This is a genomic window from Ancylobacter koreensis, assembly GCF_023016525.1.
GTDB classification, from domain to species: Bacteria; Pseudomonadota; Alphaproteobacteria; order Rhizobiales; family Xanthobacteraceae; genus Ancylobacter; species Ancylobacter koreensis.
This window is the reverse complement of the sequence record NZ_JALKCG010000001.1, coordinates 557948-582730: the sequence shown is the minus strand read 5'-3', so window position 1 is coordinate 582730 and position 24783 is coordinate 557948. Positions and strand designations below refer to the sequence as shown.

Annotated in this window: 23 protein-coding genes; 9 read left to right on the top strand and 14 right to left on the bottom strand. The window is 71.0% G+C overall.

Annotated elements, in window-relative coordinates; translation table 11 throughout:
* Positions 1-58: 58 nt before the first annotated feature.
* Both MWN33_RS02595 and infC read right to left on the bottom strand, forming a co-directional pair.
* Entirely contained in the window at positions 59-844 is a 786-nt protein-coding gene (locus MWN33_RS02595) for a hypothetical protein (protein WP_247198560.1), read from the bottom strand.
* Positions 845-1043: 199 nt separating this feature from the next.
* Positions 1044-1568 carry a translation initiation factor IF-3 gene (gene infC / locus MWN33_RS02590; protein ID WP_247198558.1) on the bottom strand — a complete coding sequence of 175 codons (525 nt, stop codon included), beginning with the start codon at positions 1566-1568 and terminating at the stop codon, positions 1044-1046.
* Positions 1569-1868: 300 nt separating this feature from the next.
* Between infC and MWN33_RS02585 the strand changes: the two genes are divergently transcribed.
* Positions 1869-2672: an alpha/beta hydrolase gene (locus tag MWN33_RS02585; protein WP_247198557.1), complete on the top strand. Its 804-nt coding sequence runs from the start codon at positions 1869-1871 to the stop codon at positions 2670-2672.
* A 31-nt stretch (positions 2673-2703) separates the two neighbouring features.
* Here MWN33_RS02585 and rsmD read toward each other — a convergent pair whose 3' ends face one another.
* Together rsmD and MWN33_RS02575 are read right to left on the bottom strand one after the other, a co-directional pair.
* A complete protein-coding gene (gene rsmD / locus MWN33_RS02580; RefSeq protein ID WP_247198555.1) occupies positions 2704-3261 on the bottom strand; it encodes a 16S rRNA (guanine(966)-N(2))-methyltransferase RsmD in 558 nt (185 codons plus the stop codon).
* A gap of 13 nt (positions 3262-3274) precedes the next feature.
* Positions 3275-5647, bottom strand: a complete 2373-nt coding sequence (locus tag MWN33_RS02575; RefSeq protein WP_247198553.1) for a pseudouridine synthase — start codon at positions 5645-5647, stop codon at positions 3275-3277.
* 141 nt (positions 5648-5788) lie between these two features.
* Between MWN33_RS02575 and MWN33_RS02570 the strand changes: the two genes are divergently transcribed.
* Positions 5789-6232, top strand: a complete 444-nt coding sequence (locus MWN33_RS02570) for a nucleoside deaminase (RefSeq protein ID WP_247199766.1) — start codon at positions 5789-5791, stop codon at positions 6230-6232.
* A gap of 11 nt (positions 6233-6243) precedes the next feature.
* Here the strand turns inward: MWN33_RS02570 and MWN33_RS02565 are convergent, their stop codons facing one another.
* The 8 genes from MWN33_RS02565 to MWN33_RS02530 form a co-directional block, all read right to left on the bottom strand.
* Positions 6244-7161: a patatin-like phospholipase family protein gene (locus tag MWN33_RS02565; protein WP_247198552.1), complete on the bottom strand. Its 918-nt coding sequence runs from the start codon at positions 7159-7161 to the stop codon at positions 6244-6246.
* A 203-nt stretch (positions 7162-7364) separates the two neighbouring features.
* Positions 7365-8630 carry a phosphoribosylamine--glycine ligase gene (purD, locus tag MWN33_RS02560; RefSeq protein WP_247198550.1) on the bottom strand — a complete coding sequence of 422 codons (1266 nt, stop codon included), beginning with the start codon at positions 8628-8630 and terminating at the stop codon, positions 7365-7367.
* 145 nt (positions 8631-8775) lie between these two features.
* The gene (locus tag MWN33_RS02555; protein WP_247198549.1) at positions 8776-10770 is read right to left on the bottom strand and encodes a MacB family efflux pump subunit; all 1995 of its coding nucleotides are present in this window, start codon (positions 10768-10770) and stop codon (positions 8776-8778) included.
* A 9-nt stretch (positions 10771-10779) separates the two neighbouring features.
* Positions 10780-11979 (bottom strand): efflux RND transporter periplasmic adaptor subunit, encoded by a 1200-nt coding sequence (locus MWN33_RS02550; RefSeq protein ID WP_247198548.1) that lies wholly within the window; start codon positions 11977-11979, stop codon positions 10780-10782.
* Between the two features lie 144 nt (positions 11980-12123).
* The gene (locus MWN33_RS02545; protein ID WP_247198546.1) at positions 12124-12318 is read right to left on the bottom strand and encodes a hypothetical protein; all 195 of its coding nucleotides are present in this window, start codon (positions 12316-12318) and stop codon (positions 12124-12126) included.
* 34 nt (positions 12319-12352) lie between these two features.
* A complete protein-coding gene (locus MWN33_RS02540) occupies positions 12353-13249 on the bottom strand; it encodes a S49 family peptidase (RefSeq protein WP_247198545.1) in 897 nt (298 codons plus the stop codon).
* A 33-nt stretch (positions 13250-13282) separates the two neighbouring features.
* A complete protein-coding gene (locus tag MWN33_RS02535; protein ID WP_247198543.1) occupies positions 13283-14056 on the bottom strand; it encodes a tRNA1(Val) (adenine(37)-N6)-methyltransferase in 774 nt (257 codons plus the stop codon).
* An 8-nt stretch (positions 14057-14064) separates the two neighbouring features.
* Positions 14065-14289 carry a putative signal transducing protein gene (locus MWN33_RS02530; protein WP_247198542.1) on the bottom strand — a complete coding sequence of 75 codons (225 nt, stop codon included), beginning with the start codon at positions 14287-14289 and terminating at the stop codon, positions 14065-14067.
* A gap of 262 nt (positions 14290-14551) precedes the next feature.
* Between MWN33_RS02530 and MWN33_RS02525 the strand changes: the two genes are divergently transcribed.
* Positions 14552-15538, top strand: coding sequence for a polyprenyl synthetase family protein (locus MWN33_RS02525; RefSeq protein WP_425531966.1), 987 nt, complete (start codon positions 14552-14554; stop codon positions 15536-15538).
* A 13-nt stretch (positions 15539-15551) separates the two neighbouring features.
* Here the strand turns inward: MWN33_RS02525 and MWN33_RS02520 are convergent, their stop codons facing one another.
* Both MWN33_RS02520 and MWN33_RS02515 read right to left on the bottom strand, forming a co-directional pair.
* Positions 15552-15875 (bottom strand): YnfA family protein, encoded by a 324-nt coding sequence (locus MWN33_RS02520; RefSeq protein ID WP_247199765.1) that lies wholly within the window; start codon positions 15873-15875, stop codon positions 15552-15554.
* The gene (locus MWN33_RS02515) at positions 15875-16789 is read right to left on the bottom strand and encodes a 4-(cytidine 5'-diphospho)-2-C-methyl-D-erythritol kinase (protein WP_247199764.1); all 915 of its coding nucleotides are present in this window, start codon (positions 16787-16789) and stop codon (positions 15875-15877) included. The genes MWN33_RS02520 and MWN33_RS02515 overlap by 1 nt, the downstream gene beginning before the upstream one ends.
* 228 nt (positions 16790-17017) lie before the next feature.
* On the opposite strand from MWN33_RS02515, the gene rimP reads away from it, so the two are divergent.
* From rimP to truB, 6 genes are all read left to right on the top strand, one after another.
* A complete protein-coding gene (gene rimP / locus MWN33_RS02510; protein WP_247198540.1) occupies positions 17018-17869 on the top strand; it encodes a ribosome maturation factor RimP in 852 nt (283 codons plus the stop codon).
* Positions 17869-19485: a transcription termination factor NusA gene (gene nusA / locus MWN33_RS02505; RefSeq protein ID WP_247198539.1), complete on the top strand. Its 1617-nt coding sequence runs from the start codon at positions 17869-17871 to the stop codon at positions 19483-19485. Before rimP ends, nusA begins: the two co-directional genes overlap by 1 nt.
* Before the next feature lie 48 nt (positions 19486-19533).
* Positions 19534-20250: an RNA-binding protein gene (locus MWN33_RS02500; protein WP_247198537.1), complete on the top strand. Its 717-nt coding sequence runs from the start codon at positions 19534-19536 to the stop codon at positions 20248-20250.
* Between the two features lie 123 nt (positions 20251-20373).
* Entirely contained in the window at positions 20374-23148 is a 2775-nt protein-coding gene (gene infB, locus MWN33_RS02495; RefSeq protein WP_247198536.1) for a translation initiation factor IF-2, read from the top strand.
* 156 nt (positions 23149-23304) lie between these two features.
* Positions 23305-23730 (top strand): 30S ribosome-binding factor RbfA, encoded by a 426-nt coding sequence (gene rbfA, locus MWN33_RS02490; RefSeq protein ID WP_247198535.1) that lies wholly within the window; start codon positions 23305-23307, stop codon positions 23728-23730.
* The gene (gene truB, locus MWN33_RS02485; RefSeq protein ID WP_247198534.1) at positions 23727-24722 is read left to right on the top strand and encodes a tRNA pseudouridine(55) synthase TruB; all 996 of its coding nucleotides are present in this window, start codon (positions 23727-23729) and stop codon (positions 24720-24722) included. Before rbfA ends, truB begins: the two co-directional genes overlap by 4 nt.
* Positions 24723-24783: the final 61 nt, after the last annotated feature.

Sequence of the window (24783 nt, the reverse complement as noted above, 5' to 3'; positions counted from 1 at the left end):
GGCTCGCCGGGCGTGGCCGTGGCCGCCCCGACGGGCTGGGCGGGGCCGGTATCGACCATCAGGAGTACGCCATGTCGGCCGTCACATCCGGCACGAACATTTCCGGAACCTGCGTGTATCTATACCATCGCCGCTTATCCTCCGGATCGCTTCCCTTCAGCAATGTCACCACGACATCCTGCCGCGCATTCTCTTCGGGGATCGCATCCGCGGCCCTTGCGTCGAAATAGGCCAGATACCCCGCCCGGTCGTACTCCGCGCGGTCGCGGAGCGTCTGGTAACGGCGATACGCAGCAACGACTTCGGGATTGGCGAGGGTATCGAGCAATTGGCTCGGACTGAGCACCAGCAATTGGCCTTCGACGCGGCGGTGAAGCTGGCGGATGGCCGAGATCCACCCGTCGAACGCTACCGAGGCTTCCTTTGGAATCCCGCCATCCACATCGCCGCCGAAGCGCGCGAAAATCTGTCCACGCTGAGAATTGGGCCCTTCGGGAAAGCCTGCTGCCATATAGACATAGTCTTTCGCCAGCAGCAGCCGCAGATATTCCGCGTAGCGCTCCTCATAGCCGTCCGGCTCCCCGACGCGGCTCCAGAACTCAGTCCGTGCCTGCGCGATCTCGGTGCTCAGGGAAGCTTTCGAGGCATAGGCCTTCTGCACGCTCTCGACGGCCTTCCGGAAGCCGTTCAGGGCGCGCGAGTAGAGGATGATCTTCGTCGCGGTCCTGTTGGGAGGGACGACGAAAAAATCCGCTCGTGCAGGCGCTGGGACGGAGACCGACCCGGCAGTGGCAACTGCCAGGGCCACGGCAAGACCAGAAAGAGTCCGCAGTCGGCAACCCATATCCGCAGCTTCCGCGTGTACCGCGAAAAGCTATCTCGGCGCCGGGTCGAGTGCAATGATGGATGGAGCAACATGCCACGATCGCGACGATCCCCAGCGTCGGGGCCGTACCGGGATCATACGGGATGCACAGCACCCACGATTGATGGCCACGGCATGGATGGGCGAGCGGAACCGCCGCCATAGGGCGGCGGTTTTCTCAGCGCGGCGCCAGCACCATGATCATCTGGCGACCTTCAAGCGAGGGCTCGGCCTCGACCTTGGCGATGGGCGCCAGCTCTTCCTTGACCTTGTTCAGCAGCTTGTAGCCAAGCTCCTGATGCGCCATCTCGCGGCCGCGGAAGCGCAGGGTGATCTTCACCTTGTCGCCTTCCTCGAAGAAGCGATGGATCGCCTTCATCTTCACCTCGTAATCATGGGTGTCGATGCCGGGGCGCAGCTTGATTTCCTTGATCTCGACGATGTGCTGCTTCTTGCGCGCCTCGTTGGCCTTCTTCTGGTTCTGGTACTTGAAGCGGCCATAATCGAGGATCTTGCAGACCGGCGGCACGGAATTGGGGGCGATCTCGACGAGATCGAGGCCCGCTTCCTGCGCGCGCAGAATGGCGTCGCGCGTCGGCACGACACCGAGATTCTGCCCATCCTGGTCGATGAGCTGCACCTCGCGGATACGGATGTCTTCGTTGACGCGCGGGCCTTCCTTCTCCGGCGCGACGGGTCTCATGGGGCGGCGAATGGCGGTCTTCTCCTCTGCCATTTCAGAAATAGGCGTTTCACCGCGCCTCGAAGGGTCGCCGGCCGGCTGTTTTCCGCGCGCGTAAAACGGTCGCAGAAGATCGTGACAAACCCGCCAGAAGTCAACGGCGCGGCGCGACGAAGCGGCGCAATTCCCGAATTCGGTTGCGTCCATGTCCGCCGCAGGCGGCGCTTCGCCCTGTTCGCGCGCGAGCGCCGCCTGTAATCCAGATGGCGCGCCGGCCTCCGAATCGCAAGCCGGCGGCCGCGACAAGAGGGAGCCGCACGCATGACCGACATCGCCGAACCCGCCCGCGCTGCCGCCCCCGAGCCCCGCTTCATCACCGTCGGCGACGACGACCGCGCCATCGCAATACGGGTGACGCCGGGCGTCTCGACGCGGGAGAAGCCGGGCGTGATCTGGTTCGGCGGCTTCCTCTCCGACATGCGCGGCACGAAGGCGGAGGAACTTGCGGCCTGGGGCGCGCGCACGGGGCGGCAGGTCGTGCGCTTCGACTATTCCGGCCACGGCGAATCGGCCGGCGCTTTCGAGGAGGGCACCATCTCGCGCTGGGCCGAGGATGCGCTCGCCGTGTTCGACCGCGAGACGCAGGGCCCGCAGATCGTCGTCGGCTCGTCCATGGGCGGCTGGATCGCGCTGCTCGTCGCCCGCGCGCTGGCGGCACGCGGCGAAAGTGCCCGGCTGGCGGCGCTGGTGCTGATCGCCCCGGCGCCGGACTTCACCGAAGAGCTGATGTGGAAGGCGATGCCGGACGACGTGCGCGCCGCCATACTGCATGACGGGCGCTGGGTGCGCCCCTCGCAATACGGCCCCGGCCAGCCGATCACCCGCGCGTTGATCGAGGACGGGCGGCGCAATCTCGTGCTCGGCGCGCCTTTCGCGGTGGGTTGCCGCGTGCGCATCCTGCAGGGCGTCGCCGACCCCGACGTGCCGTGGCAGCAGGCGCTGCGCCTCGTCACCTGCCTCGCCGAGGACGATGTGGTGCTCACCCTCATCAAGGACGGCGATCACCGGCTCTCCCGCCCGGAGGACATAGAGCGCATTCTCGCGGCGGTGGAAGAAGTGGGGTGACGCTCCCGGCACCGGCGTCGCCCGGCGAACGTCAGCTCGGCCCACGCATTATGACGATCTCGCTGGCGTCGTAGCGGCGGCGCTCCAGCTCCTCGAAGCCCTCCGGCGCGGCGAAGGCGGCCTCGACCGATTCCTCCACCACGACCAGAGCCGCCGGCGCCAGCCAGTTGCCCTCGCGCGCACTCGTGAGCGCCTTCTCGGCGAGGCCCCGGCCATAGGGCGGGTCGCAGAAGACGAGATCGAAGGAATCGCTGGCCAGCGCGGCGCCCAGCTTGGTCGCGTCGCGGCGGAAGATGCGGGTGATGCCGCCGACGCCCAGCGCCTCGACATTGGCGCGGATCAGCCCGCGCGGCTCGGGCGCCTCCTCGACGAAGACGGCGAACTTCGCCCCGCGCGAGAGCGCCTCCAGCCCCAGCGCGCCGGTGCCGGCGAAAAGGTCGAGCACGCGCGCACCATCGGCGGCATCGCCATAGGCATGGGCGAGCACGTTGAACAGCGCCTCGCGCAGCCGGTCCGAGGTCGGCCGCGTGGCGCTGGAGGAAGGGCCCTGCAGCGCCCGCCCCCGGAAACGCCCGCCGACGATGCGCATCGCTCAGGCGTCCTCAGCCGCGCGGCGCGCGGGGCGGCCGCCCGCCGGGCTTGCCGCCCGAGGGCTTTCCGCCCGGCCTGCCACCGAAAGGCTTGCCACCACCGGGTTTGCCACCACCGGGTTTGCCAGCACGCCCGCCCGGCTTGGCGCCGAACGGTTTGCCACCCGAGGGACGATCGCCGCCCGGCCTGTCGCCGGAAGGGCGGCCGAAACCCCCGCCGCCGGCGCGCTTGTCGCCGAAGTTCTTGTTGCCATACGTCTTGCCTGCGCCTTCCGGGCGGCGCGGACGCTCGGCGCCCTTGCGCTCGGGAGCGCCGGACCTCTCACGGAAAGGCTTGTCGCGGAATGGCCTCTCGCCGCGCGGCGCCCGATCTTCGCGAGGGGCGCGATCCGGCCGCGGACCGCGGTCGTCACGGGAGCGGAACGAGCCCTCGCCCTCGGGACGCGGGGCACGTTCCCGGAACGGCCGGTCGGAGCGCGGACGATCCTCGCGCGGGCCGCGCTCCTGCCGGAACGGACGATCGCCCTCGGGACGGGGCGCGCGCTCACGGAAGGGGCGGTCACCCTCGGGCCGGGGCGCACGTTCGCGGAACGGACGATCCCCCTCCGAACGGGGCGCACGCTCGCGGAACGGACGGTCGCCGCCCGAACGCGCGGGACGCTCGTCGCCCTCGCGGCGCGGGCGGAAGCCGCGCTCGGGCCGCTCATCCGAACCGGCGCGGCCCTCGCCCTCCTCGAAGCGGCGGGGCGAGCGGTGACGCGACTGCTCGGACTTGACCCGGCCGGTATAGGGCCGGTCGGTCGCCTCGCCGCGATAGGGGCGCGCGCCTTCAGGACGCGGCGCCCGCTCACGGAACGGACGGTCGCCTTCGACGCGCGGCGCCCGCTCGCGGAACGGACGATCCCCTTCCGGACGTGGCGCACGTTCGCGGAACGGACGTTCCGGGCGTTCCCCGCGCGGGGTGCTGGAGCGGAACGGGCGCTCGCCGCGCTCCTCACGGGGGCGGTCGTCGCGAGGACGCTCCTGACGGGGCCGCTCGTCGCGGGTGAAATCCCGCCCCATCGGACGGCGCTCCTCGCGGGCACGGAAGGGGCGCTCGGCCGTCTCGCCCTCGCGTTCGGTGCGCGGCCCGTCGACGCGCGGGCGCGCCGGACGCGGACCTGCCGCCTTGCGGTCGCGGCTGGTGGCGGCACGCGCCCGGGCGGGACGCTCTTCGCGGACCCTCTCATCGGACCCGGCCTCACTGTCGACGCCGAGGGCGCGCTCGGGCCGTTTGCGGAAGGTACGCTCGCCGCCGCGCACATCGTCGCGGGCGTCGCCACGCGCGGGCCGCCCGCGCGGCGCCTCGGGCTCCGGCTCGGCTTCGGTGGAGCGCACGCGCTGCACCAGCACCTTGCGGCCCTTGCGGTCGGCGACGAGGCCGGCGCTGATGCTGCGGCCCTCTCCGGGCTCGGTGTCGATGGGACGGCGGCGGTGGCGGTCCTCGGCACCCTCGGCCTTGGCATAGCGGGCCTTGGAGGGCTTGTGCGGCGCCTCGTCCTCGCCATGGTTGAACAGCGGACCCTCGAAATCCGCGCCGGCGGCGGCGGACAGTGCCTCGCCGAGCTGGTCGGCCAGCACGCGGGTCTTCACTTCCTCGACTTCGCCCTGCGGCAGCTCGCCGAGCTGGAAGGGCCCGTAGGAGAGGCGGATCAGCCGGTTCACGTCGAGGCCGAGGCTGCCCAGCACATTGCGGACTTCGCGGTTCTTGCCCTCGCGCAGCGCCAGCGTCAGCCAGGAATTGGCGCCCTGCACGCGGTCGAGCTTGGCCTCGATGGGCCCGTAATGCACGCCGTCGACGGTGATGCCGCCGATCAGCGCGTCGAGCTTGTCCTGGGTGATCTCGCCCTTGGCGCGCACGCGGTAGCGCCGCAGCCAGCCGGTCTCCGGCAGCTCCAGCACGCGCGACAGCCCGCCATCATTGGTGAGCAGGATCAGCCCCTCGGTCGTGAGGTCGAGCCGGCCGACCGAGACGAGACGCGGCAGGCCAGGGGGCAGGATCTCGAACAGGGTCGGGCGCCCTTCCGGATCGTAATTGGTCGTCACCACGCCCTTGGGCTTGTGGTAGAGGAAAAGCCGGGTGCGCTCCCTGTCGGGCAGCGGCACGCCGTCCACGGTGATCGCGTCCTCGGCGGTCACGGTGCGGGCGGGGCTGGCGAGCACCTCGCCATTCACCGCGACGCGCCCGGCGAGAATCCATTCCTCGATCTCGCGGCGCGAGCCGAGCCCGGCGCGGGCGACGACCTTGGCGACGCGCTCGGCCTCGCGCGGCTCCGCCGGTTCGAGGCTGCGGGGCGCGCGCGGGACGCGGTTGTGATCCTTGCGGGGCGGCGTGTTTTTCGGCATGGGGATTGATCCGGTCTCCGGGCGGCGGGTGCTACCATGTCCTGCGTGGGGAAGCGAGCTTTTGGCGAGTAGAGAGCCGTGACGACGAACAGAGCGGACCGGCCGGGCGATGCCGGCGCGGCGCGGGCGCGCACCGATTTCATGCTTCTGGCGCTGGCCGAGGCGGCCAAGGCCGGCGCGCGCGGCGAGGTGCCGGTCGGCGCCGTGCTGGTGCGCAACGGTATCGCGCTCGCCGCCGAGGGCAACCGCATGCGCGAACTGGCCGATCCCACCGCCCACGCGGAAATGGTGGTGATCCGCGCCGCCGCCTCGGTGCTCGGCAATGACCGGCTGGCGGAATGCGACCTTTACGTCACGCTGGAGCCCTGCACCATGTGCGCGGGCGCCATCTCCTTCGCGCGGCTGCGCCGCGTCTATTACGGCGCGCCGGACCCCAAGGGCGGGGCGGTGGAGAACGGCGTGCGCTTCTTCGCCCAGCCGACCTGCCATCATCGGCCCGACACCTATGGGGGGTTGGGCGAGCGCGAATCGGCGGAGCTGCTGCGCGAGTTCTTCGCCGAGCGCCGCTGGCCGGGCAAACTGTAGGCGCGCGCCGCTCAGCCCAGCACGGCCTCCAGCCGGCGCTTCACCTCGTCCTTCACCGGCTCGGCCGCCTTCAGGATGGCGGCGGCACGGAAGAAGTCGAGCACGCGGAAATCGTGCACGTTCGGGCGCACCAGCATGTCCGGCGCGCCGGCCTTGAGCTTCTCGCCGACGATGGCGCTCGCCATGATCTGCAACGTGGCGAACATCGCGTCGAAGGGCGCGGGCACGCCGCGCGTCTCCCCGCCATGACCGCCGGTGATATCGACCGCCACCACGATGTCGGCCTGCCCGCGCAGCAGGTCGAAGGGCAGCGGGTTCACCGCGCCGCCGTCGACCAGCGTATGGCCGTCATGCTGCACCGGTCGGATGAGACCGGGAATGGCGAGCGAGGCGGCAATCGCCGGGCGGATCGGCCCGGCGCAGAAGGTGCGCTCGCAACGCTCCCAGTAATCGGTCGCCACCACCTGAAGCGGGATCGACAGTTCTTCGAAATTCTCCGGCACGTTCGCCGGCAGGAAACCCTGAATGAAGCGCTCGGCGTCGATGAGCACGGGATTGCCGAGCCCGGCGCCGAACAGGTCGGCGAGGCGACCGACCCGCGCGGCGAGCAGGCGCTTCATCACCTCGCCGCGGTTGCGCAGCGTGTGGCTGACCAGATGGCGGATGTCGCGCGCCGGCATGCCGGCGGAATAGACGGCGGCGAACAGGGCGCCGATGGAGGCGCCGGCCATGGCGGTGGGCCGCACGCCGAGCTCGTCCAGCGCCTCCAGCACGAGGATGTGCGAGAGCCCGCGCGCGCCGCCCGAGCCGAGCGCCACCGCGATGCGCGGCGCGCCCTGTCCCGGCGGCACCGGCAGAGGCGCCTCGCCGGTCGGCACCGGGAGGCGGGCACGGCGCGGCCCCTGCGCCGGCGCCTCGCGCCCGCGCATTTCCTCCGGTCCGTGAGCGACCGGCTGCGGTTCGTCCTCATGCGGGTGTCGCCGCCCCGTGGGGCCGCGATGCCGCAATCCAGTGGTGGAATTGTCCATGGCGTCGCCCATGCCACATCAGCGCGGCATTTCTTTGAACATGGGCACGCTGTGGGAGGGCTGCCAGTGACGAACGCGAAAAGCGCAGCCGCGCGGCAGCCCCGTCAGTCGCCGAGCGCGCGCCAGGCGATGTCGTGGCGGCAGAAGCCTTCCGGCCAGTCGATGCGCGCCACCGCGTCATAGGCGCGCTCGCGCGCTTCCGCGACATTGGCACCCACGGCCGCGACGTTGAGCACGCGCCCGCCATTGGCGAGGATGGCGTCGCCCGCCCGCACCGTGCCGGCATGGAACACCTTGACGCCCGGTATGGCGCCGGCGGCCTCCAGCCCGCCGATGCGCGAGCCCTTGGGGTAGTCGCCGGGATAGCCGCGCGTCGCCATCACGACCGCGATGGCGGCGTCGGGCTTGAGCGGCACCGCCTGCTCCTCCAGCCGGCCGGTGGCGACGGCGTGCAGCAGCGGCAGCAGGTCGCCCTCCAGCCGCATCATCAGCACCTGGCACTCGGGATCGCCGAAACGGACATTGTATTCGATGAGCTGGGGTCCCTCGCGGGTGATCATCAGCCCGGCGAACAACACGCCGCGATAGGCGCTGGCGGCGTCGGCAAGGGCGCGCACGGTCGGCTTGATGATCTCGTGCAGCGTGCGGCGCTCCAGTTCCGGGGTGAAGACCGGGGCGGGCGAATAGGCGCCCATGCCGCCGGTGTTCGGCCCCTCGTCGCCGTCGAAGGCCCGCTTGTGGTCCTGCGCCGAGCCGAAGGGCAGCACGGTCTCCCCGTCGACGAGGCAGAAGAAGGAGACCTCCTCGCCTTCGAGGAACTCCTCGATGAGTATCTCGGTGCCGAGCCCGCCCATGGCGAACACCTCATCGACCCCGGCGAGCGCCTCGGCGACCGTCATGGCGACGATCACGCCCTTGCCGGCCATCAGCCCGTCGGCCTTCAGCACGATGGGCGCGCCGTGGCGCTCGACGAAGGCGCGTGCCTCGTCCGGCTCGGTGAAGCGGCCGAAGGCGGCGGTCGGAATGGCGTGCGCCTTGCACAGTTCCTTGGTGAAGAGCTTGGAGCCCTCCAGCTGCGCCGCCACACGGCGCGGGCCGAACACCGGAATGCCCTCGGCGATCAGCCGGTCGGCGATGCCCTCGACCAGCGGCGCCTCCGGGCCGACCACCACGAGGTCGATACCCTCGGCGAGGCACAGGGTGACGAGGGCGTCATGGTCGGTGAGCGGGAGGGTGTCGATGCAGGTCGCGTATTCCGCGATGCCCGGATTGCCGGGCACGGCGAGGAATTTCGCGATCAGCGGGCTCTGCGCCAGCTTCCAGGCGAGGGCATGCTCGCGGCCCCCCGAGCCGAGCAGAAGAACGTTCATGCGCGATGCCCCCTGATGCGCCAGTCTCGTCGTTTCCGCCTAAACGTTCGGGCGGCGACGGGCAAGGGCCATGGACTGCCGTGCACCCGTCATCCCGGCCGCAGAAACGTCGCGCATGACTCCGGGATGACGGGACTGACCGTCCCTACTCGTAAGCCAGCGCTACCACCGGATCGAGCCCGGCCGCCTTGCGCGCGGGGAGATAGCCGAAGACGAGACCGGTGAGGAAGGCACAGGCGAAGGCGAGCAGCGGCGGCATCAGCGAGAGCAGGATGGTCGCGCCCATCCACTCCACCCCCAGCGCGGCGGCAAGGCCGAGCCCGACGCCGACCGCGCCGCCGACCGAGCACACCACCAGCGCCTCGGTGTTGAACTGCAGCATGATGTTGCTCATCCGCGCCCCGGTCGCCATGCGGATGCCGATCTCGCGGGTGCGCTCGGTCACGCTCACCAGCATGATGTTCATCACCCCGATGCCGGCCACCAGCAGCGAGATGGCGGCGACGCAGCCGAGCACGAGGGTCAGCGTGTTCTGCGTCTCCACCGCCGTCTCCAGGAACTGCGCGGTGTTGCGCACCTGGAAATCCTCGGCCTGGTGGCGCTCGGTAAGGATGCGGGTGATGGCGGCCTCGACGGCAGGGATGTTGCCGGCGTCGTCGACCTTCACCGTCACCGAGTTGAGGAACTGGCGGCCGAACACCCGCACGAAACCGGTCGTGAGCGGCACCAGCGCCACATCGTCCTGGTCCTGCCCGAAGGCGTTGGCGCCGCGCGGGGCCAGCACGCCGATCACCTCATAGGGAACGTTCTTGACCAGCACATAGCGGCCGATCGGGCTGCTTTCGCCGAACAGGTTGCGCCGCACCGTCTCGCCCAGCACCACCACGGGCGCATAGGCCTTCACGTCGGCGGCGTTGAACATCACGCCCTCGGCCATCGGCCAGTCGCGGGCGACGAGATAGTCCGGCGCCGTGCCGCTCACCGAGGTGAAATAGTCGGCCGAGCCGTAGCGGATGGTGTAGCGGGAGGAACGCTCGGGCGCGATGGCGCCGATGCCGGGAATGGCGGCGAGCGCGTTCGCGTCCTCCGGCAGCAGCGTGGCGTTGTCGCCGGACGAACGTATGCCCGGCGCGCCGGGACGCACAATCAGAAGATTGGTGCCGATCTGCGAGATGCGCTCCAGCACGCTCTGCTTGCCGCCGTCGCCCACCGCCAGCATGGTGATGACCGAGGCGACGCCGATGACGATGCCGAGCAGCGTCAGCGCGGTGCGGAAGATGTTGGCAACCATCGAGGCCAGCGCCATGCGCACCGCCTCCGCCAGATCCGGGAGGAAGCGTACCAGCCCGCCACGCCGGGCGGGGCCCATAGCGGGAAGCGGTGGACGCGCCGGCTCGGCCTCGCGCCGTTCGTCGGCCACGATGCGCCCGTCCTGAAAGCGCACCACGCGCCGCGCATGCGCCGCGACATCGGGGTCGTGGGTAATGAGGATGACCGTGTGGCCCTCGGCGTTCAGCTCGGAGAGCAGGGCGAGCACGTCCTCGCCCGAACGGCTGTCGAGCGCGCCGGTCGGCTCGTCGGCGAGGATCACCGGCGCCGCGTTCATCAATGCGCGGGCGATGGAGACGCGCTGCTGCTGGCCGCCGGAGAGCTGGCTCGGCCGGTGCTCGGCACGCTCGCCCAGGCCCAGGCGGGCGAGCAGGGCGTGGGCACGCTCCTCGCGCGCCTCGCGCCCCGTGCCGGCATAGATGGCGGGAATGGCGACGTTCTCCGCCGCCGTCAGGCTCGGCAGCAGATTGTAGCGCTGGAACACGAAGCCGAAGGTCGAGCAGCGCAGTTCCGCCAGCGCATCCGCATCGAGGTCTTCGACATCGACGCCGTTCACCCGGTAGACACCGGAGGAGGGCCGGTCGAGGCAGCCGACGATGTTCATCAGCGTCGACTTGCCCGAGCCGGACTGGCCCATGATGGCAACGAACTCGCCGGGATGGATCGCCAGCGACACGCGGTCGAGCGCGCGCACCACCGTGTCGCCATTGGGATAGATGCGGCTGACGTCGACCAGCTCGACGATGGCGCGCCCCGGCGCCACGCCGGAAGCCGCGCCGGTATCATCGATGCGGGGGGCGACCTCGCTCATGCCCGGTCCTCAGCCGAGGCGCGGGGGCATGCGCGGGCCGCTCGGGCGCTGCGCGGGCGTCCCGCCGGCCCCGAGGACCACCGTTTCGCCGGGCGACAGCCCTTCGACGACCTGCGTCATGGAGCGGTTGGAAAGGCCGGTCTTCACCGTGCGGTCCTTCGGCCCCTGCGGGGTCATCACGCGCACGCTCTGGGTGCCGTCGCGGGCGGTGCGCACGGCGGCGCTGGGCACCAGCGGCACGCCCTTCGCCTCGCCGAGCCGGAAGAACACCTGCGCCGTCATGTCGGTCATCAGGGTGAGGTCGTCGTTCGGCACGTCGATCAGCACGTTGTAGAGCACCACGTCGTTGACGATGGTCGGCGTGGGCTCGATCTGCCGCACCGTGCCGCGCCAGCGCCGGTCGGGCAGGCCGAGGGTGGAGAAGGAGGCCGGCGTGCCGACCTGGATCTTCGGGATATCGCCCTCCGCCACCTGCGCGGTGACGGTCATGGTCTGCAGGTCCGCGATGCGCAGCACGATGGGGGCGGACTGGTTGGCGTTCAGCGTCTGCCCTTCGCGGGCGGTGATGGAGACCACCGTGCCGTCCATCGGCGCATAGATCTTGGTGTAGCCGAGATTGGCGAGGTCGCCGTCGAGGGTGGCCTGCGTCTGGGCGATCTGCGCCTTCAGCGCGTCGATCTTGGCCTCGCTGATGCGCTCCGTCGCCTCGGCGGCGTCGGCGGCGTCCTTGCTGCCGGACTGGTTCTTCAGGAGCTGCTGGGCGCGGTCGTTGCGCAGCCGGTCGAGGGTCAGCTGCGCCTGCGCCTGCGCGAGCTGGGCGCGCAGATTGTCGAGGCTGGCGCGGTCGCCGGCCACCCGGGTCTGGTAGACGGTGGGGTCGATATCGGCGAGCAGGTCGCCCTTCTTCACGACGTCGCCGACATCCGGGCGGATGGTACGGAGCTGGCCGGAAACCTGCGTGCCGACGTCGACATAGGTCTTGGGCTGCATCTTGGCGATGGCGTTCACCGTCGCCTCTATGTCGCCGATCTCGACGGCGGCGGTCTGCACGGCCGGCGTCGCCGGCTCGGCGACATGGCCATAGCGCGAATAGCCATAGGCGCCCGCGCCGGCGAGGGCGAGAAGGGCGACCCAGAGCGGCCAGCGCGAACGCCTGCGGCGGCGCACCCTGCCCTCGCCCGTCCAATCGCCTTCCGCTCGCTGCAGCATCGCCTCGTCCCGTCGCAAACCGTCTCGAACGGGATACGGCGCTCCCCGCGCCCGACCAAGTGAATTCGCGGTAATGATCGGATATCTCAGGCAAATTGGAGCGGTTCCAGATACCGCTGGCGCTCCCTGGGCCTCGCGCGGAGGTCAGCCGTCGCTCGGCCGGTACTCGCCGCTCGCGGGGTCGCGGCGCAGCGTGCCGTGGCGGGGATCGCGGCCGGCGGCCTCGTCGCGGCGCAGCGCGGCGAGTTCGGCATTCACCCGGCGCGATTCACGCGCGAGCACCTTCGCCAGGGCGGCGACGCCGAGGGCACCGAGGGCGACGACGAAGACAGGCGGCATGGCGGGGAGCTCCGGCGGGACGTCGCGGACGGCCTCAGAGGCCGAAGCGCGCCCATAATGCGCGCTCCTCTGCGGCGGAAATGAGGGCTTGCGCAGCCCCCGCGCCGGCCTCGCCGGCCAGCCCGCCCATCGTCCCCATCACGCCGGGCGAACGCCGGCCGAACAGTCCGGGCTTCGATTCGATCAGCGGCGTGCGCAGCTTCTCGCCATAGCGGGCGCGCAGGAAGGAGCGCATGTCGCCGATGGCGTCGACGAGGCCGAGGCCCTGCGCCTGCGCCGCCGTCCAGAACTCGCCGGAGAACAGCGTCTCGTCGTCGGGTGTCAGCACGTCGCCGCGCCGCTCCTTCACCAGCCCGACGAAGGCGCCGTGGATCTCCTGCTGGATCGCCTTGAGCCGCTCGACGTCCTCGGGCTTCTCCGGCTGGAACGGATCGAGCATCACCTTGCGGGTGCCGGCGGTGTAGACGCGCCGCTCGACGCCGAGCCGCGCCAGCGCCTCGGGAAAACCGAAGCCGGCGCTCACCACGCCGATCGAGCCGACGATGGAGAAGGTGTCGGCGACGATCTCGTCGGCGGCGCAGGCGAGCATGTAGCCGCCCGACGCGGCCACATCCTCCACGAAGGCGATGACGGGCAGTTCCTTCTCCTGCGCCAGCGCGCGGATGCGCCGGTACACGAGATGCGACTGCGCCGGCGAGCCGCCGGGCGAATTGATCACCAGGGCGACGGCCTTGGCGCCCTTCACCGAGAAGGCGCGCTCCAGCGCGCGGGCGGTGTTGGCGAAGGTGATGCCGGGCCGGAACGGGCTCGCCATGCCGATGGCGCCGGAGAGGCGGACGACCGGCACGACCGGCCTGTCGCCGCGCCAGGCGGCGGGCAGGACGGGATCGAGACGGCGGCGGAATTCGGCGAAGAAGGGTGCTGTGGCCATGAAAAGCAAAATAGGGCGCCCCCGCGCCCGCCGCTAGATGGCCTCGCCGCGGCGCAACAGGCGCTCGGCGTCTTCGCTCGGCCGGCCGTCCTCGCCGGCCAGCACCAGCGAGGTCAGGAGGGCGGGCGGCGTGCGCCGCCCCTTCACCGCGCCGACCAGCAGGCGATGCGCCGGCGCGCCCGGGGCGGGATGCACCGGGCGGATCGTCACGGCCCCGAAACGCCCCTTCAGCCCGGCCAGTATCGCCTCCACCGCCTCGGGGCGGTGGATCAGCGCCAGCCGGCCGCCGGGCGCCAGCAGCCTCTCGGCGGCGCGCAGCCACATGTCGAGCCCGGCATCCGCCACGCTGTGGGCGAGGGCGCGCCGCTCATGCGGCGAGACGCGGTGGCGGGCGGGATCGTTGAAGGGCGGGTTCATCAGAACGAGATCGGCCGCGCGGGCCGCCGGTTCCGACGGGCCGGCGGGACGGGCGAGCGCGGCGATGTCCGCGACCACCACCCGCGCGCGCGCGCCCATGTCCGGCGTCTGGCGCGCGGCGTTGCGCGCCGCCAGCGCGGCGGTGACGGGGTCGATCTCGACGAGCGTCACCCCGGCCTCCGGCACGCGGACCGCGAAGGCGAGGCCCGCCGCGCCGACGCCGGCGCCGAGATCGACGGCATGGCGGGCGTCGCCGGGCGCGCTCGCCGCCAGCAGCATCGCGTCATGCCCGGCGCGATGCCCGCGCGCGGGCTGCAAGAGGTTCAGCCGCCCGCCGAGGAAGGCGTCGTCGGTGAGTTCATCGGGCGCGGGCGCGAGGCCAGTCTCCATCGCCGCCCCTATTCCGCGACCAGCGCCGCGCCGAAGCCGGCCTCGTCCAGCAGCCGGCGGGCGCGCGCAACATCGTCCTCCTCCACCAGCAGCCGGCGCGGCAGCAGTCCGATGGAGCCCTCCAGCACGCTCATATGCTGGTCGAGCACGAGATGGCCGATGCCGGCGCTGTCGAGCAGCGCCCCGACAGCCGAGATCAGCACGATGTCATTGGTGCGGAGGAGTTCGCGCATGCCCGCATTGAGACCGCAACGCTGCCGCAAGGCAATACGCCACCGCTCGATACCGCTTTCCTCGAACCCGCCGGCCCGGCGTAACGGCGCCGCGCGGCGTGCGTGCGATGCGCGCAGAGGTGGCGGATGAACTTTCGCCTGCGTGCGGGGTAAGCTATGAGAACCCTTCGGGTGAACGTCGCGCGCGCCGGCGTACGCCGTGGCCATAGCTGAGGGAAGCGCCCCTGTGTCCGTCGCCTACTCCTTCAATCCGGCCGCCGAGGTGGCGGCCGAGCCTTCCATCGAAGGCATCGTCAACCTCGTCCGCGCGGACATGGATCGCGTCAACGCGCTGATCCTGTCGCGCACGGGCTCGCAGGTGACGATGATACCGGAGGTCGCGCAGCACCTGATCTCGTCCGGCGGCAAGCGGCTGCGCCCGATGCTCACCGTCGCGACCGGCACGCTGGCGGGCTATGAGGGCGAAGGCGCGGTCAAGCTCGCCGCCTCGGTCGAGTTCATGCACACCGCCACGCTGCTGCATGACGACGTGGTGGACGACAGCGAAATGCGCCGGGGGAAGCTCGCCGCCCGCATGCTGTGGGGCAACGAGGCCAGCGTGCTGGTCGGCGACTTCCTGCTCGGCCAGGCGTTCCGCATGATGATCGAGGTCGGCAACATGCGCGCGCTCGACATCTTGTCGAACGCCGCCGTGGTGATCGCCGAGGGCGAGGTCGCCCAGCTCGCCGCCGCCAAGAACATCGCCACCGACGAGGAGGCCTATCTCGCCGTCATCCGCGGCAAGACGGCCGAACTGTTCGCCGCCGCCTGCGAGGTCGGCCCGGTTCTCGCCGGGCGCGCACCGGCCGAGCAGGCCGCCTGCCGCGACTACGGCATGAATCTCGGCATCGCCTTCCAGCTCGTCGACGACGTGCTGGACTATGGCGGCTCCAAGGCTGCGCTCGGCAAGAATGTCGGCGACGATTTCCGTGAGGGCAAGATCACCCTGCCCATCGTGCTGGCGGTGCGCTCGGCGGACGAGGAGGAGCGCGGCTTCTGGCGCCGCTGCCTCGAAGAGGGCGAGATCGGCGAGGGCGATCTGGAGCGGGCGCTCGCCTTGCTCACCCGCCACGGCGCATTGACGGAGACCATCGAGCGGGCACGCGCCTATGGCGCCGCCGCCAAGCAGGCGCTGGAGGTCTTCCCCGACAGCCCGGCAAAGGCCGCGCTGATCGACGTGGTGGATTTCTGCATCGCCCGTATCCGCTGACGGTCGGAGTGCCTCAACCGCGCGGGCCGAACACGACGAGAGCGGCGCCGGCGAGGCACACTGCCCCGCCCATCAGGTCCCAGCGGTCGGGCCGGAAGCCCTCCACCGCCCAGAGCCACACCAGCGAAGCCGCGACATAGACGCCGCCATAAGCCGCGAAGGCCCGCCCCGCCGCGCTGGCGTCGACCTGGGTGAGCAGTGCGCCGAAGGCGACGAGGCTCACCGCCCCCGGCGCCAGCCACAGCGCGCTCGCGCCGTTGCGCACCACCGCCCAGAAGGCGAAGCAGCCGGCGATCTCGAAGAAAGCCGCGAGGACGAAAAACAGGGCGGTGCGCATCACGCCTCCATCCGCGCGTCGCCGCCCAGCACGGTCGGCTTCACCCACCATGCAGGATGGGCGCCAGCGACGATCCGCGCGGCGGCGGCGGCAGCGCGGCAGTCGTCATAGAGCGCGAACATGGTGGCGCCCGAGCCCGACATGCGCGTCAGGAAGACGCCCGGCGTCGCGTTCAGCGCCGCCTCCACGGCGTCGAGAACCGGCACCAGCGCGCGGGCCGGCGCCTCCAATTCGTTCGGCTCGCCGCGCAGCCAGTCGAGAAGCTGTTCGCGCGAGAGATTGGCGGGGAAAGGCGAGGGCTCGCTGCGCCGCGTACCGGGCGCCAGCGACAAGGCACGGAAGACGTCGGCCGTCGCCACCGGCAGGCGCGGATTGACCAGCACCGCCCCGAAGCGCGGCAGCGCGACCGGCACGAGTTTTTCGCCGCGTCCCGCCATCAGGCAGGAGCGGCCCTGCAGACAGGCCGGCACGTCGGAGCCGGTGGCGAGCGCGGCCTCGAACAGCCGGGCATCGCCGGGCGCGAGACCGTTGGCACGCGCCAGCAGACGGAGCGCCGCCGCCGCGTCCGCCGAGCCGCCGCCGATGCCGGAGGCGACGGGCAGCCGCTTGTCGAGCGTGAAGCGCCCGAGCACGAGGCCCGGCACACGCGCGGCGAGATGGCGCGCGGCGCGCAGCACCAGATTGTCGGCATCGGCGGCCAGCACCGATGCGCCCGGTCCCGCGAGGGCCAGCGCGAGCTTTTCGCCCGGTTCGAGCGTCAGCCGATCGCCGGTGCCGGCGAAGGCGACGAGGCTCGACAAATCGTGATAGCCGTCCGCGCGGCGGCCGAGCACCCGCAGCGTGAGGTTGATCTTGGCGGACGCGCGCTCGCGCAGCACCCCGACGGGCGCAGGATCGGCGGCAGTGGGCGGCATATGGGAGATCGGGCCGTCGGGCATGCGGCGCTTATGCGCTGGCGGCGCCCGGCCGGCAAGGGACGGCGCGGCGGGCACACAGGCCGCCGCTTGCGCCAAAAGGCGGTTTGGCTGTATAAGCGCCCCATTCACGATCTCACAAACGACGATCTGGTCGGTTGAGAGTGGGTTCCGCCGCCGGAGCCCGCTCTTTTTGCATTGCGGATCGCGCGCGATCCGACGAGGACGATGAGCGAACACGACGCTAACACCACACCCGCCAGCAGCGCGCCGGAAGGCCGGCTCGATGAACCGCGCCTCGTCACCGAGGCGGGACCGGCCGCGCGCGTCGCCGGCATCGTCGGCCCGGTGCTGGAGGGCCTCGGCTTCCGCCTCGTCCGCGTGAAGATCTCCGGCGGCAGCCCGCCGACCCTGCAGATCATGGCCGAGCGGCCGGACGGCTCCTTCGGCATTGACGAGTGCGAGGCGGCCAGCCGCGCCATTTCGCCGGTGCTCGACGTCGAGGACCCGATCTCCGGCGCCTATAATCTGGAAATGTCCTCGCCCGGCATTGACCGGCCGCTGGTGCGCGTGTCCGATTTCGAGCGCTGGGCGGGCCACGACCTCAAGGTCGAGATGGCCGTGCCGCTGGACGGGCGCAAGCGCTTCCGCGGCATCCTCGTCGGCACGCAGGGCGGGGACGGCGCGGACGTGGAAGCGCTGGTGCGCCTGCCCGACGCCCCGGCCGGCGCGCCTGATACGGTCGCCCTGCCCATCGCCGATATCGGCGACGCCCGCCTCGTGATGACCGATGCGCTGATCCGCGACGCGCTGCGCCGCGACAAGGCCCTGCGCGAGGGCGCCGGGCTCGACGAGGACGAGATCGACACCGCCGACTTCAGCGACGAGCTGTCCGGCGACGACGAGGAAGAGGCGGCGGGTGCGGACGCGGCGGGCGAGGCCCTGCGCGTCATCCCGCCGAAGAAGATGCCGGTGCGCAGCAAACCGAAGGCCAAGCCGATGCTGAAGCCCAAGGGCGCCGCCAAGCCCGGCAAGAAATCCAACGCCAAACGCAAATCCACCGCGAAGGAGACCCTCTGATGGCCGTGGTCAGCGCAAACCGGCTCGAACTCCTGCAGATCGCCGACGCGGTCGCGCGCGAGAAATCCATCGACCGGAGCATCGTCATCGCCGCCATGGAGGACGCGATCGCCAAGGCGGCGCGCTCGCGCTACGGCGCCGAGACCGACATCCATGCGGAGATCAACCCGCGCACCGGCGAGCTGCGGCTCGCCCGCCACCTTCTGGTGGTGGACCAGATCGAGAATCCGGCGATCGAGATCGACCTCGACGGCGCCCGCCGCCTGAACCCGGCGGCGCAGATCGGCGATTCCATCGCCGACACGCTGCCGCCCTTCGACTTCGGCCGCATCGCCGCGCAGAGCGCCAAGCAGGTGATCGTGCAGAAGGTGCGCGAGGCCGAGCGCGACCGCCAGTACGACGAGTACAAGGACCGCATCGGCGAGATCGTCAACGGCGCGGTCAAGCGCGTCGAATACGGCAATGTGGTCGTCGACCTCGGCCGCGGCGAGGCCTCGCTGCGCCGCGACGAGCTGCTGCCGCGCGAAGTGTTCAAGACCGGCGACCGCATCCGCGCCTATGTCTACGACGTGCGCCGCGAACAGCGCGGCCCGCAGATTTTCCTCTCGCGCACGCATCCCCACTTCATGGCGAAGCTGTTCGCGCAGGAAGTGCCGGAGATCTATGACGGCATCGTCGAGATCAAGGCGGTCGCCCGCGACCCCGGTTCGCGTGCCAAGATCGCCGTCACCTCGCGCGATTCCTCGGTCGACCCGGTGGGCGCCTGCGTCGGCATGCGCGGCTCGCGCGTGCAGGCCGTGGTGAACGAGCTGCAGGGCGAGAAGATCGACATCATCCCGTGGTCGCCGGACGTGGCGACCTTCATCGTCAATGCGCTGGCCCCGGCGGAAGTCGTCAAGGTCGTGCTCGACGAGGACCGCGAGCGTATTGAAGTTGTGGTTCCCGATGCCCAGCTTAGCCTCGCCATCGGCCGCCGCGGCCAGAATGTGCGCCTCGCCTCCCAGCTCACCGGCTGGGACATCGACATCATGACCGAGGCGGAAGAGAGCGAGCGGCGGCAGAAGGAATTCGCCGAGCGCTCGAAGATCTTCGCCGAGGCGCTCGATCTCGACGAGATGATGGGCCAGCTCCTCGCCTCCGAAGGCTTCGCCACGGTCGAGGAAATCGCCTATGTGCCCCTGAACGAGCTCGCCGGCATCGAGGGCCTCGACGAGGATACGGCGCAGGAACTGCAGAACCGCGCGCTGGGCTATCTCGCGCAGGTCGAGGCTGATCTCGACGCCCGTCGTCGCGAACTCGGTGTCGAGGACGCGCTGCGCGAAGTGCCGGGCGTCACCTCGCCGATGCTGGTCGCCTTCGGCGAGAACGACATCAAGACGGTCGAGGATCTCGCCGGCTGCGCGACGGACGACCTCACCGGCTGGACCGAGCGCAAGGACGGCGAGGTGGTGCGCGTCGCCGGCGCGCTGGAGGGCTTCCAGCTCTCCCGCGAGGACGCCGAGGCGCTGATCATGCAGGCTCGCGTCAAGGCCGGCTGGATCACCGCCGAGGATCTCGCCGCCGGCGACGGCGACGAGGCGGCCGAAGAAACGGAAGCCGACGAGGCGCAGGGCTGACCGGGTTCGGTGGGCTCTACGCCGCAGGCTGAAGGGGAGGACGCGCCGGTGCAGGACGAGACGGCAACCGAGGCGGCGGCTGAGGCCGTCGCCGGGGACGCCGGCGCGGACGAGGCCGGCGCGGAGGATGGCCTCACCGATGCGGGGCTCGCCGATGCGGGCCGCGCGCCGGCCCGCCAGTGCATCGCCAGCCGCACCGTGCGGCCGGTCGGTGAGCTGATGCGCTTCGTCGTGGGGCCGGACGGCTCGGTGGTGCCGGACATTCATGCCCGGCTTCCCGGGCGCGGCGCCTGGGTGACGGCCAACCGGCCGGCGCTCGCCGAAGCGATCAAGCGGAAGGCGTTCGCGCGCGCCTTTCGCGGCAAGGTCCGGCTCGATCCGGCCCGCGCCGAGCCGGCGCTGGCCGATCTGGTCGGGCAGCTGCTGGAGAAGGACGCGCTCGCCGCGCTCGCCCTCGCCAACAAGGCGGGGCGGCTTGTGACCGGCAATGCCAAGGTGATCGAGGCGTTGCAGGCCGGAAATGTCGCCGTGCTCGTGCATGCGGCCGACGCCGCCCCCGACGGGGTGGCCAAGCTTGATGCTCTGGCGCGGCGGATAGGCGAGGCGGGAGGTCGCGAGATCGCCCGCGTCGATGGGTTCGCCGGGGTGCAATTGGACTTGGCGCTCGGGCGGTCAAATGTGGTACATGCTGCGCTGCTTGCGCATCCGACGAGCGCGGGGTTCCTCGCGCGCATGAAACGACTGGAAGGCTGGGCTGCCGGCTGAAGCCCTTCCCCGTCGATCGGAGGCCATGCGCGACCGACGGGAAAGTGCTTCAGATTCAGGGATCTGGCGCACGGAAGTGACGCTTTTCCGCATGAGGCGGGGAGGCACAGAAACGGATATCGAATGACCGATACGAAGAACCCGGGCGAGAAGACGGTGGGCGTTGGCCAGGGTGGCCAGGGGGGCAAGACCCTCACGCTCAAGCGACCTGTCGAGCAGGGCGTCGTCCGCCAGAGCTTCAGCCATGGACGGTCCAAGTCCGTCGTGGTCGAGAAGGTGAAGCGCCGCGTGCTCGGCCCGGGCGACAAGCCCGAGGCGCCGGCTGCCGCGCCCGCCGCCCCGCAGGCATCCGCTCCCGCCGCCCCGCAGGCGCCGCGCCCGGCCCAGCCCGCGCGTCCCGCCCAGCCGCAGCCGCAGCCGCAGGGAGGCCGCCCGCCGCTGCGCACCCAGCCTTCGCCGGGCGCCAATCTCTCCTCGCCCCGACCCGCTCCGCAGGGCTCGCGCCCCGGCGGCGTGGTGCTGCGCACCCTCACCGAAGAGGAAGCACGCGCCCGCACCGCCGCGCTGCAGGACGCCCGCCTGCGCGAGGCCGAGGAACGCCGCATCGCCGAGGAAGAAGGCCGCCGCCGCGCCGAGCGCGAGGCGCGCGAAAAGGTCGAGCGCGAGGCCGCCGAAGCCCGCAAGCGCGAGGAAGACGCGCGCCGCGCCTTCGACGAGGAAGCCAAGCGCAAATCCGAGCAGGAGGCGCGCAAGCGCTTCGGCGAGGACGCCGCTGCTGCCTCCTCCGCCGCCAGCCCCGCGCCGTCCCGTCCGGCCCAGCCCGCCGCGGCCGCTCCCGCCGCGACGACGGCCGCCGCCCCCGGCGCGCCGCGCGTGGCGACACCGCGCAGCGCGCAGATGGATACGGAAGAGGACGATCGCCGTCCCGTCCGTCGTGGTCCCGGCGGTGCGCCGGCGCGCCCGGCCGCACCGGCCAAGCCGACCCGCCCGCCGGCCGGCGCCGAGAAGAATCGCGGCCGCCTCACCGTCGTCACCGCCCAGTCGGGCGACGACGAACGCCAGCGTTCGGTAGCCTCGTTCCGCCGCCGTACCCAGCGCATGAGCGGCCATCGCCAGGTCGAGACCAAGGAAAAGATCGCCCGCGAGGTCACGGTCCCGGAGACGATCTCCATCCAGGAGCTCGCCAACCGCATGGCCGAGCGCGCGGTGGACGTCATCCGCCTGCTGATGAAGCAGGGCCAGATGGTGAAGATCACCGACGTGATCGACGCCGACACCGCCCAGCTCATCGCCGAGGAACTCGGCCACAGCGTGCGCCGCGTCGCCGAATCCGACGTCGAGGAAGGCCTGTTCGACACGGCCGATACCGCCGAGGAGCTGGTCTCGCGCCCGCCGGTCGTGACCATCATGGGCCATGTCGACCACGGCAAGACCTCGCTGCTCGACGCCATCCGCAAGGCGAATGTCGTTTCCGGCGAGGCCGGCGGCATCACCCAGCACATCGGCGCCTATCAGGTGACCTCGCCGCTCGGCGGCAAGATCACCTTCATCGACACGCCCGGCCACGCGGCGTTCACCGCCATGCGCGCCCGTGGCGCCAAGGTGACGGACATCGTGGTGCTGGTGGTGGCGGCCGATGACGGCGTGATGCCCCAGACCATCGAGGCCATCAACCACGCCCGCGCCGCCAAGGTGCCGCTGATCGTGGCGATCAACAAGATCGACAAGCCCGACGCCAAGCCCGAGCGCGTGCGCAGCGAGCTGCTGCAGTACGAGGTTCAGGTCGAAAGCCTGGGCGGCGACACGCTGGAGGTCGAGGTCTCGGCCAAGGCCCAGACCAATCTCGACAAGCTGCTCGAGGCGATCACCCTGCAGGCCGAAGTGCTCGACCTCAAGGCGAACCCCGACCGCGTCGCGGAAGGCACCGTCATCGAGGCCAAGCTCGACCGCGGCCGCGGCCCGGTGGCGACCGTGCTGGTCCAGCGCGGCACGCTGCATGTCGGCGACATCGTGGTGGCCGGCGCCGAGTTCGGCCGCGTGCGCGCGCTGATCGACGACAAGGGCGCCAATGTCACCGAGGCCGGTCCGTCCTTCCCGGTCGAGGTGCTCGGCTTCAACGGCACGCCGGAGGCGGGCGACCGTCTCGCGGTGGTCGAGAGCGAAGCCCGCGCCCGCGAGATCACCGACTACCGCCAGCGCCAGAAGCGCGAGAAGGCGGCGGCCCGTTCCGCCACCGTCCGCGGCTCGCTGGAGCAGATGATGAGCCAGGCCAAGACGGCCGGCCGGAAGGAATTCCCGCTCATCATCAAGGGCGACGTGTCGGGTTCGGTCGAGGCCATCATCTCCTCGCTGGAGAAGCTCGGCACCGACGAGGTGCAGGCCCGCATCATCCACTCCGGCGCGGGCGGCGTGAACGAGAGCGACGTGACGCTGGCCGAGACGGCCGGCGCGGCGATCATCGCGTTCAACGTGCGCGCCAACAAGGAAGCGCGCGACGCGGCCGACCGTGCCGGCATCGAGATCCGCTACTACAACATCATCTACGACCTGGTGGATGACGTGAAGGCGGCGATGGGCGGCCTGCTCGCCCCGGTGAACCGCGAGACCATGCTCGGCAATGCCGTCATCAAGGAGATCTTCGCGGTCTCCAAGGTCGGCAAGGTCGCCGGCTGCCTCGTCACCGACGGCACCGTGGAGCGCGGCCAGCATGTCCGCCTGATCCGCGACAACGTCGTGATCCACGAGGGCAAGCTCGCCACGCTCAATCGCTTCAAGGATGCGGTCAACGAGGTGCGCGCCGGCCAGGAATGCGGCATGTCCTTCGAAAACTACCAGGACATGCGCGCGGGCGACGTCATCGAGTGCTACCGCGTCGAGGTCGTGCAGCGCACGCTGTGATCGAGCCGGCTCCCCGCTGCGGGGAGCCGGAACGTTTCGGGCGCCCGCATGCGGGACGCCCATCCACGGGAACGAGCGGTCCAAGCCCGCTCGCTCCGGTCGAGGCCGGCCCCTTCGCCCCGGTTCGCCGGCGGGGGCCATGAAGGTTTGTACATCATGAAGAACAAAGCGGCCTCGGGCTCCGGCCCGAGCCAGCGCCAGCTTCGCGTGGGCGAACTGGTGCGCCACGCCCTCGCCGACATTCTCGCGCGCGGGGACCTGTCCGATCCGGCGCTGGCCAAGGTGCTGATCACCGTGCCTGAGGTCCGCATGAGCCCGGACCTCAAGATCGCCACCTGCTTCGTCATGCCGCTCGGCGGCAAGGACCCGAAGGCAGCGATCGACGCGCTGGCCACCAACGCCAAGCCGCTGCGCGGCGAGATCGCCCGCCGGGTCGAGCTGAAATACGTCCCCGAGCTGCGCTTCCGCATCGACACCTCCTTCGAGGAAGGCGCGCGCATCGACGCGCTGCTGCGCTCGCCGCAGGTCCAGCGCGACCTCGACAGCGACGACACCGATCACGACCAAGAGGACGAGACATGAACGCCCCGCTCGATCAGGACGCGCTCCGCCAGGCCGACAGGACCGAGCAGGAGGCGCCCAGGGAGGCGCCGAGGAAGCGCCGCCCCAAGCGCGACGTCGACGGCTGGGTGCTGCTCGACAAGCCGGTCGGCATGACCTCGACGCAGGCGGTCGGCGCTGTGAAGTGGCTGTTCCAGGCCAAGAAAGCGGGCCATGCCGGCACGCTCGACCCGCTCGCCTCCGGCTGCCTGCCGATCGCGCTGGGCGAGGCAACCAAGACCGTGCCCTTCGTCATGGACGGGCGCAAGGTCTACCGCTTCACCGTGCGCTGGGGCATCGAGACCGACACGGACGACAGCGAGGGCCAGCCGGTCGTCACCTCCGAGACCCGCCCGACGCGCGAGGATATCCTCGCCCTCCTGCCGGGCTTCCGCGGCGAGATCGAGCAGGTGCCACCGGCCTACTCGGCGCTCAAGATCAATGGCGAGCGCGCCTACGACCTCGCCCGCGACGGCATCGAGGTAGAACTCGCGGCCCGCACCGTCATCATCCATTCGCTCGAACTCGTCGAGCAGCCCGACGCCGACCATGCGGTGTTCGAGGCGGAATGCGGCAAGGGCACCTATGTGCGTTCGCTCGCCCGCGACTTCGGCCGGGCACTCGGCGCGCGCGGCCACATCTCGGCGCTGCGCCGCACCCGCGTCGGCACCTTCGCCGAGGAGGAGCTGATCCCGCTCGCCAAGCTGCGCGAGGTGTCCGAGGCGATGGACGACGCTCCGCCCCTGTACGCGCTGCGCCCGGTGGAGATCGGCCTCGACACGCTGCCCTCGCTGCGGGTCAGCCCGGCCGAGGCCTCGCGTCTCGCCCATGGCCAGCCGATCATCCTGCGCGGGCGCGACGCGCCGATCCTCGAAGGCCCGGTGGCCATCACCGCCGGCGGGCGCCTCGTCGCGCTCGGCGAGGCCGAAGCAGGAGAAATCCACCCCAAGCGGATCTTCCATTCGGGCAAGTGACGCCACGCGACACTCATCCCGACGCCCCGCATCGCTCATCCCGGACAGCCCTCCGGCCGGG